Raw genomic sequence first — 16,086 nt, forward strand, 5'->3', positions numbered from 1 at the left:
TCAACCGCCCCGGGTGAAGAGATCGCCCTGCGCGGTGCGCACCACCCGGACCGGGGTGCCGTACAGGTGGGTGAGCAGGTCCTCGGTGACGACGGCGTCGATGGGGTCGTGGTGCGGGTGGCCGTCGAGCAGGTAGACGGCGTCGGTGAGCACCGGCAGCAGCGGGTTGAGGTCGTGCGCCACGATCAGCACCGTGACCCCGCGCTCGCGGGTGAGCTCACCGAGCAGCCGGACCACCTCGTGCTGGTTGCGCAGGTCGAGGTTGGCCAGCGGCTCGTCGAGCAGCAGCAGCTCGGCGTCGTCGACGATCGCCTGGGCGATGGCGACCCGCTGCTGCTGGCCGCCGGAGAGCTCGGACATCCGGCGGTCGGCGTAGTCCTGCGCGCCGACCCGGCGCAGCGCCTCGTCCACCCGGGCCCGTTCGGTGGCCGAGGCGCGGCGCAGCCCGAAGCGGCCGCCGGTGACACCGAGCATCACCAGGTCGCGGGCGCGCACCGTCTCACCGAGCGCTGCGGTGTAGTTCTGCGGCACGTAGCCGATCCGGCGGTCACCGCGGCTGGGGGTGCGGCCCAGCACCTCGACCCGCCCACTGGCCGGGGGCAGCATGCCGAGGAGGAGCTGGAACAACGTGGTCTTCCCGGCGCCGTTGGGGCCGATGACCCCGACCACGGCGCCGGTGGGCACGGTGAGCGTGCCCTGCGACCAGACCACCCGGCCGCCGCGGACCACCGAGACGTCGTCGAGGACGAGCGCCGGTGGCTGTGCGGCGAGCCGGTCGGCCGTCGGGACGTCCGTCACTGACCCCCACCGAGTGCGTTCGACAGCTGCTGCAGCTGGGAGAGCTGCCAGGACACGAAGGACGACTCCCCGTCCGGCGCCGACTCGGTGACCTCGACGACCGGCACACCGGCCGCCTCCGCCGCGGCACGCAGCTGCTCGGGGACGCTGCCCTCCGTCTGAGAGTTGTACACCAGGACGTCGACCTCGCCGTCGGTCAGCGCCGTCTCGAAGGCGGCGACGTCACCGGGGGCGGGGTCGGTCTCGTTGCTGGCGGCGTCGCGGTAGCCCTCGGGGGTGGCGTCGGTCAGGCCGGCCGCCTCGGCGGTGTACTGGAACACGCTCTCCGTGGCGGCGTACGAGCGCCCGGCGGCGGCGGACCGCAGCGACTCCAGCTCGTCCAGGTAGGGCTGCAGGTCGCTCTCCCAGGCCTCGGCCCGCTCGGCGAAGTGGTCGGCGGCGTCGGGCGAGAGCTCGCTGAGCTGCTCGGTCACCGCGGCGGCGACGGTCTGGACGTACTCCGGGGAGTACCACAGGTGCGGGTTGACCCCGCCGTGGCCGTGCCCCTCCTCGCCCTCGGCGTGCTCTTCCTCGCCCTCGGCGTGCGCCTCCTCCTCGATGCTGACCACCTCGGCCGCCTCGACGACGGCGGGGTCGGAGCCGGCGGTGGCGACGGCGTCGGCCGCCCAGTGGTCGTAGTCGGCCCCGTTGAGCACGGCCAGGTCGGCGTCGGAGAACGCGGCGATGTCCGCGGTCGTCGGCTCGTAGTCGTGCGGGTCGACGGCCGAGGAGGCGAGCACGGTGGTGACGTTCGCGCAGTCGCCGCCCAGCTGCTCGACGATCTCGCCCCACTGGCTCACCGAGACGACGACGTCGACCACCTCGCCCGGGCAGCTCGCCGCATCGGCCTCGCTGGTGGTCGTCCCGGCGCTGGTGGACCCCCCGCACGCGGCCAGGGTCAGCGTGGCGGTGGCGGCCAGGGCGGTGAGCGCGGGACGGCGATACAGGTCGAGGCGGCGCACGGGAGGTCCTCACTGGAGCAGCTACTGGGAATGGTCGTCACAATCAGTATCACCCCAGCCGTGCGCCCGCGTCGACGTCACTGCCCTCACACCGTTCCCACCGGGCGCGACGCCGCCCCGGGGTTACCGTCCCGCCGTGCCGATCCAGCCCGGCCGTACCCCGGTCCGTCCGCCGACAGCCCCACCGCGCCGCCCCCCACGGAGGCCGGCGCCCCGGCCCGGTGCACCGGCGCCGGAGACACCGCCCGGGACGCCGACTGCGCCGGAGCCCGAGCCCGGGACGCCGAGCGCGCCGGAGCCCGAGCCGGGGACGCCGAGCGCGCCGGAGCCCGAGCCGGGGACGCCGACCGAGCCGGAGTCCGAGCCGCAGACGCGGCGCGCACCGCCGCCGGACCGGACCGGGCCGGCGCGGAACGGCGGGGGCGTCAGGTCCCGGTGACCCGGTTCTCCGGGTCCACGCCCGCCGCGGGGTCGCTGCCCTCGGCCGGCTGCTCGGGGTGCGGCGTGCGCCCGTTCTCGTCCTGGTCGGCGGGGGCGTCGCCCTCGGCGGGCTCTTCGGGGTGCGGGGTGCGTCCGTTGCTCTCGGTCATGCCCGCCCCCGTGCCCCCGCCCGGCACGGTGCAACCATCAGCCGACCGGCGTCGCCGCGGGGGTCCGGGCGAGCAGGGCCTGCACCTCGTCGTCGTCCGGCAGCGCACCGCGCGCGCCCGCGCCGGTCGTCGACAGCGCCGCCGCCGTGACCGCGTAGCGGACCGCGTCGGCCAGCGTCTCGCCCCGGTCCAGTGCGCTGCTCAGTGCGCCGCAGAAGCAGTCGCCGGCGCCGGTGGTGTCCACCGGCCGGACCGGCGGTGGCCCCTGCACGTGCGCCGGCCCGTCCGCCGGGACCACGAGCGCGCCGCGCGCGCCGAGGGTGACCACCGTCGACCGCGCACCCAGGCCGCGGGCCAGCTCCGCGAGCTCGGCGGGGGAGAGCTCGCCGGCGGGCGCGTCGGCCAGCTGGCGCAGCTCGTGCTCGTTGGGCACCAGGACGTCGACCCGGGCCAGCAGGTCGGCCGGCAGCGGCTGCGACGGCGCGGGGTTCAGCACGACGGTGCCCCGGGTCGCGGCGGCCGCGGCGCGCACCGTGTCCAGCGGCGTCTCCAGCTGGAGCAGCAGCACGCCCGCACGGTGCACCGACTCCACGTCGACGTCCGCCGGGGTCAGCTCGGCGTTGGCGCCGGGCACCACCACGATCAGGTTCTCCCCGCCGTCCGCCTCGACCGGGATCGTCGCCGTCCCGGTGGGCGTGCCCTCCGTGCGCTGCACCCGCCCGACGTTGACCCGTGCGTCGGCGAGCGCGGCGAGCTGCCGGCCGGCCGCCGGGTCGGCGCCGACCCGGCCGACCATGTGCACCCCGGTGCCCAGCCGACCGGCCGCGGCGGCCTGGTTGGCGCCCTTGCCCCCGGGCAGGACCGCGACTGCCGAGCCGATGACGGTCTCCCCGCGGCCGGGCAGCCGGTCGACGGTCACCACGACGTCCTCGTTGAGGCTCCCCACCACGGTCACGGACACGGTGTGCTCCCGGTGATCACCACCCGGCCAGCCTAGGAGGGCGGTTCCTCCCGCCGGCGCAGCGGCAGCAGGTACCAGGTGACCAGCCCGACGAGGCTGATCGCGGTGCACACCGCGACCGCCGGCCACCGGCCGAGCACCACGTCCAGCACCAGCAGCACCGCGCTGACGACGGCGGTCAGGAGCAGGGTGAGCCCGACCATCAGGCACCGGTCGGCGAACTGGACGATCGCCGCCTTCTGCCGCCGCCGGAACAGCATCCGGTGGAAGGAGACGGGGGCGATGAGCACCACCGTGGCCAGGGCGGTGCTGGTCATCGTGATCGCGTAGACCGTCGTCCCGAAGGTGCCCAGGTCGGCGAAGCGGGACTGGAAGGGCAGGGTCAGCAGGAAGGCGAACAGCACCTGGACGGCGGTGATCGCCACCCGGATCTCCTGCAGCACCTCGTTGACGTTGCGGTCCAGCACCTGGTCGGGCGTCTCGCCGCGGGCCTGGGCGGTCCGCTCGGCGTCGGCCCGTTCCGCGTCGATCCGTTTCCCGGCCACCCGCCTGCGGTACCGCAGGCGCAGTCGATCAACACCCGGGAGACCGCCCCATGACCGAGCGCCAGGCCGAGGAGGCCGACACCGTCCGCCGCGAGTTCGGCGAGGCGGTGAACATGACCGCCGGCGAGCTGGAGGAGTGGCTGGCCACCGAGGAGTCGCAGTCGGTCGGGCAGAAGAGCGGCGGGTCGGACGAGTCCACCGGCCACGAGTCGGGCCGGCGGATCGTGCAGTTGCTGCACACCAAGAAGGCCGACCTCACCGACGACGACCTGGCGCACATGCGCAAGGTGCACGGCTACGTGCAGCGTCACCTGGCGCAGGAGCCGGCCAAGGAGGACGTCGAGACCTCCCGCTGGCGGTACAGCCTGATGAACTGGGGCCACGACCCGCTCAAGGGCAAGTAGCGTCCCCGGCGTGCAGCGCAACGACCCGGCGCAGTACGACCAGCTGTCCGGCCACTGGTGGGACCCGCACGGGGGCTTCGCGATGCTCCACTGGATCGCCGCCTCGCGAGCCGGCCACGTGCCCCCGGCGTCCTCGCCCGGCGCCGTCCTGGTCGACCTGGCCTGCGGCGGTGGCCTGATGGCCCCGCACGTGGAGCGGCTGGGCTACCGGCACGTCGGCGTCGACATCGGCCTGGCCGGGCTGGAGGTCGCCCGCCGGCACGGGGTGCAGGCGGTGCGCGGGTCGGTGCTGGCCGTTCCGCTCGCCGACGGGTGCGCCGACGTCGTGACCGCGGGGGAGATCCTCGAGCACGTCGGGGAGCCCGGGCAGGTGCTCGCCGAGAGCGCCCGGCTGCTCAAGCCCGGGGGGCTCCTGGTCATCGACTCGATCGCGGCCACCCGGCTCGCCCCGCTGGTGGCGGTCCGGATCGCCGAGCGGCTGCCCGGCGGGCCGCCGCCGGGCATCCACGACCCGGCGCTGTTCGTCCACCGCGGGGAGCTGCTCGCCACGGCCGAGCAGCTGGGCCTGGACCTGAAGCTGGTGGGCCTGCGCCCGTCGGTGCGCGACCTGGTCGCCTGGCGGCGGAGACGGCGGGACACCGTGCGGATGCGCACCATGCCGTGGACCGGGATCCTCTTCGCCGGCTGGGCGACCAAGCGGCGGGAGCCGGTGGCCGAGCGGCGGGCGCCGGGCTCCGCACGTACGGTCGAGGCATGAGCGTCCGCGTGCCCGCCACCCCCGACGCGCCGGGAACGGCCTGGTGACCGCCGCCGTCATCACCGGTTCGGGCCGGGCGCTGCCGGCGCGGTACGAGCAGGGCGAGGTCTGGGACGGCTACTTCGCCGAGAAGTACGCCGGGCTGCGGGCCGCCGAGCGGGTGTTCCGTGGCGCGGGCGTGCACAGCCGGCACGCGGTGGTCAACCCCGTCGACGAGGACGTGTCGCAGTGGGGCACCGGGGCCCGCATGGAGCGTTACGTCACGGAGGGTCTGCCGCTGGGCAAGCAGGCCGTCGCCACAGCCCTGGACGCCGCCGGCCTGGCCCCCGGGGACGTCGGTCAGTTCGCCGTCGCGACCTGCACCGGGTACGCCACCCCGGGCCTGGACATCCGGCTCTCCAGCGACCTGGGCATGCCGCTCGGGCTGCAGCGGCTGCTCGTCGGCCACATGGGCTGTTACGCGGCGCTCCCCGGGCTGGCCGCGGTCAGCGACTTCGTCACCGCACGGTCCCGGCCGGCGGTGCTGCTGTGCCTGGAGCTGACCAGCCTGCACGTGCAGCCGGCCGTCGCCGACCTGGAGCAGGTCGTCACCCACGCGCTGTTCAGCGACGCCGCCGCCGCGGTCGTCGTCGAGCCCGCCGCACGCCGGGGCCGGCGGGTCGCGGGGATGGTCGCGCGCACCGACCACGCCACCGCCGACCACATGACCTGGGACGTCACCGACCTCGGTTTCCGGATGGGCCTGTCCCCCCGCGTGCCCGACGTCCTGGCCCGGCACGTGGCCGGCGTGGTCGAGGAGCTGCTCACCGAGGCCGGCCTCCGGGTCGAGGACGTCGCGGGCTGGGCGGTGCACCCGGGCGGGCCGCGCATCCTGGACGTCGTCCGGGACGAGCTCGGGCTCACCGAGGAGCAGATGGCCGCCTCGCGCCGGGTGCTCGCGGAGCACGGCAACTGCTCCTCGGCGACGGTGCTGCTGGTGATCGACGAGCTCGGCGACGTAGACGGCCCGGTGGTCGCGATGGCCTTCGGCCCCGGCCTGACCCTCTACGCCGCCCTCCTGCTGCCGGCCTAGCCCCACCCGGCCCGGCCGCCCTACTCGTCGAGGGGCTCCGTCGTGCGGGCGTGCTCGACGATCACGTCGGTCATCTCGGTGAGGAACCGGCGGACGACGGCGAGCTCCTCGGGCGTGTAGCCCTCCATCGCGGCGGTGAGGTCACGGGCGAGCCCGCCGAAGTGCTCCGCGCCCGCCGCCATCGCCGAGTCCGACATCTGCAGCACGACCCGCCGGCGGTCCTCGGTGTCCCGCGACCGGCGCACGTGGCCGACCTTCTCCAGCCGGTCCACCAGCGCCGTCACCGAGGCCGAGCGCAGCTCCACGGCCTCGCCCAGCCGCCCGGCGGTGAGCTCCTCGCCGCGCCGGGCGGCGTCCATGATCGCCACCAGCGCCCGCACGTCCGTGCGGTTGAGCCCGTGCCGCTGGGCGAACCGCTGCCCGACTGCATCCAGTTCGACGGTCAGCCGGCGAAGGAGGAGTGCCAGCTCCTGTCGCACACGCACGTCGTCCTCGGACACCGCTGCCTCCGTTCGCGTTCGGCCGGATCCTGTCCTATTATCTCGACGATCGAGACTATCGACCACCGAAGGATCACCATGGCTCACCGTACCCACCTCCTCCGCTGGCTGATCCCCGCACTGGTCGCCGTGGCCTGGCTGGGCCTCGCCGGGTCGCTGGGCTCGTTCGGCGGACAGCTGGCCGAGGTGTCGGAGAACGACTCCGCCGCCTTCCTGCCCGACAGCGCGGAGTCCACCCGGGTGACCGAGCTGCAGCAGCAGTTCCGCACCGAGCGCACCCTGCCGGTGGTCCTGCTCTGGGAGAGCGGGGACGGCGCCTTGGGCCCCGCGGCGCTGGCCGAGGCCCAGGAGCGGGTCGACGAGGCGGCCGCCGTCGCCGAGGACGCCGGCGCGCTCGTGGGCGAGCCGTCGCCGGCGATCCCGTCGGAGGATGGCGAGGCGGTGCAGGCGGTCCTGCCCTTCGACCCGGACCTGGGCGAGACGCTGGGCGAGGTCATCGGCGAGCTGCGGGCGCTCCCGGGCATCGACGGCACCACTGCCTACGTGACCGGCCCCGGCGCCGTTTTCTCCGACTTCGCCGCGGGCTTCGAGGGCATCGACGGGCTGCTGCTGGTCGCGGCGTTCGGTGTCGTCGTGCTGATCCTGCTGGTCGTCTACCGCAGCCCCCTGCTCCCGCTGCTGGTCATCGGCACCGCCGCCATGGCGCTGGTCGTCTCGCTCGCGGTGGCGTACTTCCTGGCCGAGCAGGGCTGGATCACGGTGAACGGCCAGAGTCAGGGCATCGCCTCGATCCTCGTCGTGGGTGCGGCCACCGACTACGGCCTGCTGCTGGTCGCCCGCTACCGCGAGGAGCTGCGGCGCGAGGAGTCCAAGTACACCGCCATGCGGGTGGCGCTCCGGCAGTCGTGGGAGCCGATCCTCGCCTCGGGCGGGACGGTGGTCCTCGGCGTCCTCTGCCTGCTCTTCTCCGACCTGGGCTCCAACCGCAGCCTCGGTCCGATCTCCGCGGTGTGCATCGTCTTCGCCATGCTGGCTGCGCTCACCTTCCTGCCGGCGGTGCTGGTGCTGTTCGGGCGCGCGGCGTTCTGGCCGTTCCGGCCCGAGCACGGCGAGGAGCACGCCCACGGGAAGGGCTGGGAGCGGGTGGCGACCTCCGTCGGCCGCCGTCCCGGCCGGTACCTGCTCGGCAGCGCCGGCGCGCTCGTCGCGCTCGCGCTGTTCGTGCCCACGTTCGACGCCGACGGGATCCCGCTGTCCGAGGCGGTGCGCGGTGGCTCGGAGTCCGGCGCGGGCCAGGAGGCCCTGGCCCGCCACTACGAGGCCGGCTCCGCCAGCCCGGCGGTGATCATCACGCCGGCCGACGGCTGGCAGGACGTCGCCGCTGCGGCGTCCGAGGTGGACGGCGTCGCCGCCGTCGCCCCCTACAGCGGCCAGGGCCGACCGGGGCCGGGCGACGAGCCGTTGGTGGCGGACGGACTGGTCCGGATCGACGCCACGCTCGCCGACGCCCCTGACAGCGAGGCCGCGCAGGACACCGTGGCGCAGCTCCGCAACGCGGTGGGCGACGTGGACGCCGACGCCCTCGTCGGCGGCTCCACGGCCAGTGACCTGGACACCCAGGAGACCGCCGCCCGCGACCTGGCGGTGATCGTGCCCCTGGTGCTGCTGGTGATCACCGTCGTGCTGGCGCTGCTGCTCCGCTCGATCGTCGCCCCGCTGCTGCTGGTCCTCACCGTCGCGCTGAGCACCGCGGCGACCGTCGGCGTCAGCGCGTTGGTGTTCGAGCACCTGTTCCAGTTCCCGGGCAGCGATCCGCAGATCCTGCTCATCGGGTTCGTGTTCCTCGTCGCCCTGGGGATCGACTACAACATCTTCCTGATGACCCGGGCCCGGGAGGAGTCCGTCCGGCACGGGGCGAGGGACGGCGTGCTGCGGGCGCTCGCGGTCACCGGCGGCGTCATCACCAGCGCCGGGCTGGTGCTGGCGGCCACCTTCGGCGCGCTGACCGTGCTCCCGCTCGTCCTCCTGATCCAGCTGGGGTTCCTGGTCGGCTTCGGCGTCCTGCTGGACACCTTCGTCGTCCGGACCCTGCTGGTGCCGGCCGCCGTGCACCTGATCGGCGACCGGGTGTGGTGGCCCAGCGCGCTTGCCGACGGCCCGGCGGCACCGACGGAGGACCGGGAGCTCGAGCGCGTCTGACCCCGTAGGGCGGTGCGTGCACGACCGGTGCACACACCGCCCGACCGGGACGGCGGCGAGGCCGCCGTCACCCGGCGGACCGTCGGGGGGCTGTGCCCCTGTCGGCCGGGCGCCGGGCCGGGCCGTCGTCAGCCCAGGTGGGCCTGCTTGGGGGCCAGGCCGCGCAGCGCCTCGGCGGCCACCCGGTCCCGGTCCGCGCCGCCGGCGGCGACCACCGCGGCACCGACCAGGCCCTCGACCAGCGGGGCGGCGCTGAGCACCACCCGCCCCCGGACGTCGTCCTCCAGCAGCTCCAGCGCCGTCTCGGCCGACATGACCGCGCTGCCCAGGTCCATCAGCACCACCACGCCGTCGCCGGTGTCCGCACTGGTGATCGCGGTGGAGACGGCGACGGCGTCGGTGCCCAGCCCTCCGTCGTCGGTGCCGGCGGCCACCTCGATGGCCACGGTCGAGTTCGGCAGCATCTGCCGGGCCAGCTCGACCGCGGCCTCGGCCAGCGGCCGGCTGTGCGAGACGACGACGATGCCCACGGCGGCCACGGTCAGCTCCTCCCCAGCGTCGCCGCGGCGGCCTCGACCAGCAGCACCGACGACTCGGCCCCCGGGTCGACGTGGTCCGCGCTGCGCTCGCCCAGGTAGCTCGCCCGGCCCTTGCGGGCGACCAGCGGCGTCACCGAGTCGCGCCCCTTCGCCGCGGCATCCGCGGCCGCGCGCAGCGCCGCGTCGAGGTCCTGGCCGGCGCCGACCGCCTCGCTGAGGGCGTCGGACGCCGGGAGCAGCGCGTCGACCATGGTCTTGTCCCGGAGCTCGGCCTTGCCCCGTGCGACGACGCCGTCGACCCCGGCCCGGAACGCGGCGGCGAAGGCGGCCGGTGACCCGTCGTCCAGGGCGCCGGACATCCGGAGGAAGAACGTCCCGTACAGCGGGCCGCTGGTGCCGCCGACCTTGCTGATCATGGTCATGGCGACCGTCTTCAGCAGCGCGGCGGCGTCGGCGGGCGGGCTGGCGTCGAGCGCGGCGACGGCCGCGGTCATCCCGCGGTGCATGTTCGTGCCGTGGTCGGCGTCGCCGATGGCCGAGTCGAGCTCGGTGAGCTCGTCGCGGTGCTCGGTGACGGCGCGGGCGTACTCGCGCACCCAGGCCCCGAGGGTGTCCGTGTCCAGGTCGGCCACGCTCAGACCCCCCACCGCAGCGCGGGCGTGCGCACCGGGGCGTCCCAGAGCCGGATCAGCTCGTCGTCGACCTTGAGCAGGGTCACCGAGCAGCCGGCCATCTCCAGGCTGGTCATGTAGGAGCCGACCAGCGAGCGGGCCACCGTGACCCCGGCCTTGGCCAGCACCGCCTGCACCTCGGCGTAGACCACGTAGAGCTCGAGCAGCGGCGTGCCGCCCATCCCGTTGACGAAGGCGAGCACCCCGTCGCCCCCGGTGAAGTCCAGGTCGGCCAGCACCGGCTCCAGCAGCATCTCGGCGACCTCCCGGGCCGGGGCGAGCGGCACCCGGCGGCGGCCGGGCTCGCCGTGGATGCCCACGCCCAGCTCCATCTCCCCGGCGGGCAGGTCGAAGGTGGGCTTGCCGGCTGCGGGCACGGTGCAGGAGGTCAGCGCCATCCCCATGCTGCGGCCCTGCCCGTTGACCCGGCGGGCCACCTCGGCGACCTCGGCCAGCGGGCGGCCCTCCTCGGCGGCGGCGCCGGCCAGCTTCTCCACCAGCACGGTGACGCCCACGCCGCGCCGGCCGGCGGTGTAGAGGCTGTCCTGGACGGCGACGTCGTCGTCGGTGACGACGGCGACCACCTCGGTGCCGGACTCGGCGGCCACCAGCTCGGCGGCCATCTCGAAGTTCATGACGTCGCCGGTGTAGTTCTTCACGATGTGCAGCACGCCGGCGCCGGCGTCGACGCCCTTGGTCGCCGCGACCATCTGGTCCGGGACCGGGGAGGTGAACACCTCGCCGGCGCAGGCGGCGTCCAGCATGCCGAGGCCGACGAAGCCACCGTGCAGCGGCTCGTGGCCGGAGCCGCCCCCGGAGACGAGCCCGACCTTGCCCGACACGGGGGCGTCGCCGCGGAAGACGACCCGGTTCTCGGGGTCGATCCGCAGCTCGGGGTGGGCCGAGGCCATGCCGCGCAGGGCGTCGTCGACGACGTCCGCCGGGTCGTTGATGAGCTTCTTCATCGCAGGCTCCTGATCGAGAGGGGGCGGTGGAACCGTAGGAGTGGGCCAGGTCTCAGGGCAACGGGCTGCGGTCCGCATCGTCGGACGCCGTCCCCTGCCCGTTCGGGTAGCTGTGCCCATCGAGTGATCTGGGGCACACTCGGCTCGCATGCCCGCTGGTGCATGCCGGCTGAGCCGGTGGTGCCGGAGCGTGCACGACCCAGGACGAGTTCCCCAGAGTCGAGGAGCCCCAGATGGCTGGCAACAGAGGCGTCGCGTACATCGAGCCCGGCAAGGTCGAGGTGCACGCCACCGACTACCCGAAGCTGGAACTGCAGGACGGGCCGGGGGTGAACCCGGCCAACGTGGGGCGCAAGCTGAACCACGGGGTGATCCTGAAGGTGGTCACCTCCAACATCTGCGGCAGCGACCAGCACATGGTCCGCGGCCGGACGACGGCGCCGCCGAACCTGGTGCTCGGCCACGAGATCCTCGGCGAGGTCGTGGAGAAGGGCTCCGACGTCGAGTTCATCGAGGTCGGCGACCTCTGCTCGGTGCCGTTCAACATCGCCTGCGGGCGCTGTCGCAACTGCAAGGAGGGCAAGACCGGGATCTGCCTCAACGTCAACCCGGCCCGCCCGGGCGCGGCGTACGGGTACGTGGACATGGGCGGCTGGGTCGGCGGGCAGGCCGAGTACGTGACGGTGCCCTACGCCGACTGGAACCTGCTGAAGTTCCCGGACAAGGACCAGGCCATGGAGAAGATCCTGGACCTGACCATGCTGTCGGACATCTTCCCGACCGGCTTCCACGGCGCGGTCACCGCCGGGGTGAAGCCCGGCTCGACGGTGTACATCGCCGGGGCCGGCCCGGTGGGGCTGGCGGCCGCCGCGGGCGCCCAGTTGCTGGGCGCGTCGGTGGTGATCGTCGCCGACCTCGTCGAGCAGCGGCTGGCCCAGGCGCGCAGCTTCGGCTGCGAGACCGTCGACGTCTCCAAGGGCTCCCCGCAGGACCAGATCGAGCAGATCCTCGGCGAGCCGCAGGTCGATGCCGCCGTCGACGCGGTGGGCTTCGAGGCCCGCGGCCACGGCGAGGGGGCGAAGAAGGAGGCACCCGCCACGGTGCTGAACTCGCTGATGGAGCTCACCGCGGCCGGTGGGGCCATCGGCATCCCGGGGCTCTACGTCACCGGTGACCCCGGCGGCATCGACGAGGCGGCCAAGGTGGGGTCGCTGTCGCTGAGCCTGGGCACCGGCTGGGCGAAGTCGCTGTCGTTCACCACCGGTCAGTGCCCGGTGATGCGCTACAACCTCGGGCTGATGAAGGCCATCCTGCACGACAAGGTGCAGATCGCGAAGGCGGTCAACGCCACGGTGATCTCGCTGGACGAGGCCCCGCAGGGCTACCAGGACTTCGACTCCGGCGCGGCGAAGAAGTACGTGATCGACCCGCACGGCATGGTCGGCAAGAAGGCCGCCTGAGCCGACCCGGCCCGGGGCACCCGCTCCGGGCCGGGGTCACCACAGGTCGCCCCGACGCCAGTCGGACACCAGCCGGACGGCGGGGTCCAGCGGCGCCGGGGTGGCCGGGGTGGGCAGCACGAAGACCACCTCGTCCGGGGTGGCGACCACGCCGTCCGGGGTCAGCGCGGCCAGGCTGCCGGCCCAGGGCAGCCACCCGCGCGCCGTGTACAGCCGGGCGCCGTCCTCGCTCGCGGCTAGCGCGCCGAGCTCGAAGCCGCCCCGCACGAGCCGTTCCGTCTCGGCCATCACCGCGGCGCCCACGCCCCGGCGGCGCATCGGTGCCGCGGTGGCGACGGCCTCGACGTAGCCGGTCCGCAGCGTCCGGCCGCCGGCGATGAGCTGACGGACGACGACGGCGGCGTGGCCGGCGAACTCGCCGTCCACGGTGGCCAGCACGTGCACGCCGCCGAGCGCGTGGGACCAGTCGTCGTCGCCGAACTCGCCGCCGAACGCGGTGTCCAGGAACTCCCGCAGCCGGTCGAGCTCGGTGGCGGACAGGTCGGCGGTGGGGGCGCTGCGGACGGCGACCGTCGGGCGTGGGGAGCTCACCGGAGCAGCTTCGCGGAGGCGTCGGCCGGCGTCGCGGGGGCCTCGCCGGACCGTCCCCGGAGGGGCGGTGGGAGGAAGAGAGCGGGTGACGAGAATCGAACTCGCACTGTCAGCTTGGGAAGCTGATGTTCTACCATTGAACTACACCCGCGGCAGGTCAGTGACCTGTTGGAGAGCTTAGCAAGACAGCCGCCCCCGACCGGTACCCGGTCGGGGGCGGCGTCGTCTCAGCGGCTCAGAGCAGCACGCCGCGGCAGCTGGTGCTGCAGTCCAGCGACCAGAACGAGCTGCCCAGCCGGCCGAAGGCCGCCGACCGGACGAGCCGCTCGCCGTTCGGACCGACCGCGGTGACCACGGACGAGCCGCCGCCCGTGCCCGGCGTGGTGCCCGGGGCCGGCGTGGACCCGTCCTCGGTGCCCGGCGCGGGGTCCGGGGTCGTGCCGCCGCCCACCGGCTCCTCGACGTAGCTGAGGCCGTCGGCCAGCACCGAGGACTCCGTGCCGGACGGGTTGAAGACGGTGACGTCGTACACCCCGGCCACCAGCGCCGGTGCGGTGAAGACGACCGACGTGCTGTCGGAGCTGACGACGGTGGCCTCCCGGGTGTCGCCGATCCGCACCCGCACGCCGTCGGGGACGTGGGTGCCGGTGACCGTGACCCGCGTCCCGCCGGCGGTGCTGACCACCGCCGGGGAGATGCTGGTCAGGCCGAACGGGCCGATCTCGGGGTACGTGACGACCGGCGGCGGGGTGCTGTCGCCCGGTGCGGGGTCCGTTCCGGGGTCGGTGGTGCCCGGGTCCGTGCTGCCGGGGTCCGGGGTGCCCGGGTCCGTGGTGCCGGGATCCGTCGTCCCTGGGCCGGGGGTGGCCGGGTCCGGGGTGCCGGGGTCGGTGGTGCCCGGGTCCGTCCCGGGGCTCGGGGTACCGGGGTCGGTGGTGCCGGGGTCCGTCACGGGGCTCGGGGTGCCCGGGTCGGTGGTGCCGGGGTCGGTCGTGCCGGGGTCCGTTCCCGGGCTCGGGGTCCCCGGGTCGGTGGTGCCGGGGTCCGTCCCGGGGCTCGGGGTGCCGGGGTCGGTCGTGCCCGGGTCGGTCGTGCCGGGGTCCGTCCCGGGGCTCGGAGTGCCCGGGTCGGTCGTGCCCGGGTCCCTGGTGCCGGGGTCGGTGGTGCCGTCCGGTGCCGGGGTCGAGGTGTCGCCGACCAGCAGCGGCGCGGCGTAGGTCGCACCGAACGGCTGGCCGTCCACGAGCAGCTGCGCGCTCAGCGCGTACCGGCCCGTGGCGAGGTCGATCGACGGCGCCAGCTCCTGGCCTTCGACGGTGGTCAGCGCGCCCAGCGGGACGGTGACCTGGCCGGCGTCGTCGGTGGTCAGCGTCGTCCCGGCGATGGTGACGGGCTCGCCGGACAGCGCCCAGATCTCACCGCCGTGCTCCATGCCCAGGCCGAGGACGAGCTCGTAGGTCCCGGCCAGCTCGGGGCCGGTCGCCCGGACCAGCGGCGTCGCCGGGCCCACCGGGGCCGTCATCGAGGTGAACCGGTAGCCGACGGAGGCCGCACCGGGGTCCAGTCGGCTGACGTCGAGCCGGCCGCCGGTGACCGACCTGCCGGTGAAGGCGGCGATCGGGTCGACGTCGGCCAGCAGCGCCGCCCGCAGCTCGGCGGTGCTCGCGGTCGGCATGGTGGCCCGGTAGAGGGCCAGTGCGGCAGCGACCTGGGGCGCGGCGATCGACGTGCCCGACACCAGCCGGTAGTCGCCGTCGTTCCAGGTGGTGAACACGAGCTCGCCGGGGGCGAAGAGGTCGACGGAGGTGGCGCCGTAGGCCGAGGAGGCGGCGACGGTGTCGGCGGCGGTCGAGTTGCCGACCGTGACCACGTTCGGCTCGGTCAGGCTGGCCGGGTACACCGGCGCGGTGTCCCGGTCGCCGGAGTCGTTGCCCGCGGCGGCCACGACCAGCACCCCCCGGGCCTCCGCGTAGGCGATGGCGGCCCGCAGGGCGTCCAGCTGCGGGCCGGTCCCCGGCCCGCCCCAGGAGGCGTTGACGACGGCGGCGCCGTGGTCGGCGGCGTAGCGGATCGCCTCGGCGCCGAGGTTGACGTCGACGGTCCCGCCGGAGCCGATCGCCAGCGGCATCAGGGTCACGTCGGGGGCGACGCCGGCCGAGCCGGTGCCGTTGTCCTTGCGGGCGCCGATGACCCCGGCGACCGACGCGCCGTGACTGCCCCCGGCGCCGTTGTCGACGTCGGGGCTGTTGGTCGTGAAGTTCCAGCCGTGGCAGTCACCGGCCAGGCCGTTGCCGTCGACGTCGACCGTGCCGCAGGGCTCGTCCGGGTTGGTCCACAGCGAGTCGGCCAGGTCGGGGTGGTCGGAGTCGAAGCCGGTGTCCACGACGGCGACGACGATGCCGGCGCCGGTGGAGGCGTCCCAGCCGGCCGAGCCGTCGATGTCGGCGTCGGCCAGCACGGGGGACTGCCCCTGCGCGTTGTCCCCGGTGTTCTCCAGGTTCCAGCCGTGACTGGCGTACCACGGGTCCGAGGCGGTGCCGAGGACCGGCACCGAGGGGGAGAGCTCGACCGCGGCGACCCCGGGCAGGGCGCGCAGGCGCGGCAGGGCGGGGCCGTCGACGGCGACCAGGGCCCGGCCGTCGTACAGCCGCTGCGCGGAGTCGACGCCGTCCTGCTGGTCCAGGCCGGCCAGGAACCCCGGCGTCGCGTCGCCCGCTGCCGCGGTGACCACGTACCGGGTCAACCCGTCGCCGGGGCCGAAGTGGTCGGCGACGGCGACCGTCGGGCCGGTCAGCGCGTCCACCGCCGCGGCGCCGCCGAAGCCGGTCAGCGCAGCGGCGACGACGGCGACCGCGCGCACCCCCCGGCGGTGCGCGGGCAGCCGGCTGCCCTGGTGGCCCACGAGATCCATCCGGTCCTCCTCCGAGGGGCACGCCGTGCCGTCACGGCAGTGCTCGAAGGAGGGGCATCGGCCGGGCAGGGCCGCTGCTGGAGCGCGCGGGCCGCAGGTCCCCCCATCGGGGGACCTGCGGC

General features: G+C 74.9%; 16 protein-coding genes and 1 tRNA gene. 5 read left to right on the forward strand and 12 right to left on the reverse strand.

The genetic code is table 11. The features are described from left to right. The 5 genes from FB380_RS08505 to FB380_RS08525 form a co-directional block, all read right to left on the reverse strand. Nucleotides 1-798, reverse strand: a complete 798-nt coding sequence (locus FB380_RS08505) for a metal ABC transporter ATP-binding protein (RefSeq protein WP_166754694.1) — start codon at nt 796-798, stop codon at nt 1-3. After that, nucleotides 795-1,799, reverse strand: a complete 1,005-nt coding sequence (locus FB380_RS08510; protein ID WP_208382800.1) for a metal ABC transporter solute-binding protein, Zn/Mn family — start codon at nt 1,797-1,799, stop codon at nt 795-797. The genes FB380_RS08505 and FB380_RS08510 overlap by 4 nt, the downstream gene beginning before the upstream one ends. Nucleotides 1,800-2,224: 425 nt before the next feature. Further along, the gene (locus FB380_RS08515) at nt 2,225-2,389 is read right to left on the reverse strand and encodes a hypothetical protein (RefSeq protein WP_166754695.1); all 165 of its coding nucleotides are present in this window, start codon (nt 2,387-2,389) and stop codon (nt 2,225-2,227) included. A 37-nt stretch (nt 2,390-2,426) separates the two neighbouring features. Next, nucleotides 2,427-3,350, reverse strand: a complete 924-nt coding sequence (locus FB380_RS08520; protein WP_166754696.1) for a ribokinase — start codon at nt 3,348-3,350, stop codon at nt 2,427-2,429. A 32-nt stretch (nt 3,351-3,382) separates the two neighbouring features. After that, a complete protein-coding gene (locus FB380_RS08525; RefSeq protein WP_229681824.1) occupies nt 3,383-3,895 on the reverse strand; it encodes a DUF6328 family protein in 513 nt (170 codons plus the stop codon). 50 nt (nt 3,896-3,945) lie between these two features. Between FB380_RS08525 and FB380_RS08530 the strand changes: the two genes are divergently transcribed. The 3 genes from FB380_RS08530 to FB380_RS08540 are packed head-to-tail and all read left to right on the forward strand — an operon-like array spanning nt 3,946 to nt 6,128. Then, nucleotides 3,946-4,299: a DUF3140 domain-containing protein gene (locus FB380_RS08530; protein ID WP_166754697.1), complete on the forward strand. Its 354-nt coding sequence runs from the start codon at nt 3,946-3,948 to the stop codon at nt 4,297-4,299. Between the two features lie 10 nt (nt 4,300-4,309). After that, nucleotides 4,310-5,056, forward strand: a complete 747-nt coding sequence (locus tag FB380_RS08535; protein ID WP_229681825.1) for a methyltransferase domain-containing protein — start codon at nt 4,310-4,312, stop codon at nt 5,054-5,056. Between the two features lie 43 nt (nt 5,057-5,099). Further along, complete coding sequence (locus FB380_RS08540) at nt 5,100-6,128, forward strand: type III polyketide synthase (RefSeq protein WP_166754698.1); 1,029 nt, start codon at nt 5,100-5,102, stop codon at nt 6,126-6,128. A 20-nt stretch (nt 6,129-6,148) separates the two neighbouring features. Here the strand turns inward: FB380_RS08540 and FB380_RS08545 are convergent, their stop codons facing one another. Beyond that, the gene (locus tag FB380_RS08545) at nt 6,149-6,628 is read right to left on the reverse strand and encodes a MarR family winged helix-turn-helix transcriptional regulator (protein WP_229681826.1); all 480 of its coding nucleotides are present in this window, start codon (nt 6,626-6,628) and stop codon (nt 6,149-6,151) included. 78 nt (nt 6,629-6,706) lie between these two features. Between FB380_RS08545 and FB380_RS08550 the strand changes: the two genes are divergently transcribed. Next, nucleotides 6,707-8,827, forward strand: coding sequence for an MMPL family transporter (locus FB380_RS08550; protein WP_166754699.1), 2,121 nt, complete (start codon nt 6,707-6,709; stop codon nt 8,825-8,827). Nucleotides 8,828-8,955: 128 nt separating this feature from the next. On the opposite strand, the gene dhaM is transcribed toward FB380_RS08550, so the two are convergent. From dhaM to dhaK, 3 genes are read right to left on the reverse strand one after another with little or no spacing between them, the layout of a single operon-like run. Next, a complete protein-coding gene (dhaM, locus tag FB380_RS08555) occupies nt 8,956-9,366 on the reverse strand; it encodes a dihydroxyacetone kinase phosphoryl donor subunit DhaM (RefSeq protein WP_229681827.1) in 411 nt (136 codons plus the stop codon). A 2-nt stretch (nt 9,367-9,368) separates the two neighbouring features. After that, a complete protein-coding gene (gene dhaL / locus FB380_RS08560; RefSeq protein WP_229681828.1) occupies nt 9,369-9,998 on the reverse strand; it encodes a dihydroxyacetone kinase subunit DhaL in 630 nt (209 codons plus the stop codon). Between the two features lie 2 nt (nt 9,999-10,000). Continuing rightward, nucleotides 10,001-11,002, reverse strand: a complete 1,002-nt coding sequence (dhaK, locus tag FB380_RS08565; RefSeq protein WP_166754700.1) for a dihydroxyacetone kinase subunit DhaK — start codon at nt 11,000-11,002, stop codon at nt 10,001-10,003. 233 nt (nt 11,003-11,235) lie between these two features. Here dhaK and fdhA point away from each other — a divergent pair, with 233 nt between their 5' ends. Then, nucleotides 11,236-12,462, forward strand: a complete 1,227-nt coding sequence (gene fdhA, locus FB380_RS08570) for a formaldehyde dehydrogenase, glutathione-independent (protein ID WP_166754701.1) — start codon at nt 11,236-11,238, stop codon at nt 12,460-12,462. Nucleotides 12,463-12,498: 36 nt separating this feature from the next. Here the strand turns inward: fdhA and FB380_RS08575 are convergent, their stop codons facing one another. The 3 genes from FB380_RS08575 to FB380_RS08585 form a co-directional block, all read right to left on the reverse strand. After that, the gene (locus tag FB380_RS08575; RefSeq protein ID WP_166754702.1) at nt 12,499-13,053 is read right to left on the reverse strand and encodes a GNAT family N-acetyltransferase; all 555 of its coding nucleotides are present in this window, start codon (nt 13,051-13,053) and stop codon (nt 12,499-12,501) included. A gap of 80 nt (nt 13,054-13,133) precedes the next feature. Then, nucleotides 13,134-13,204 (reverse strand) — tRNA-Gly (locus tag FB380_RS08580). Nucleotides 13,205-13,288: 84 nt separating this feature from the next. After that, complete coding sequence (locus FB380_RS08585; RefSeq protein WP_166754703.1) at nt 13,289-15,964, reverse strand: S8 family serine peptidase; 2,676 nt, start codon at nt 15,962-15,964, stop codon at nt 13,289-13,291. Nucleotides 15,965-16,086 lie beyond the last annotated feature (122 nt).

The sequence above is a fragment of the Modestobacter marinus genome (assembly GCF_011758655.1).
GTDB lineage: Bacteria > Actinomycetota > Actinomycetes > Mycobacteriales > Geodermatophilaceae > Modestobacter > Modestobacter marinus.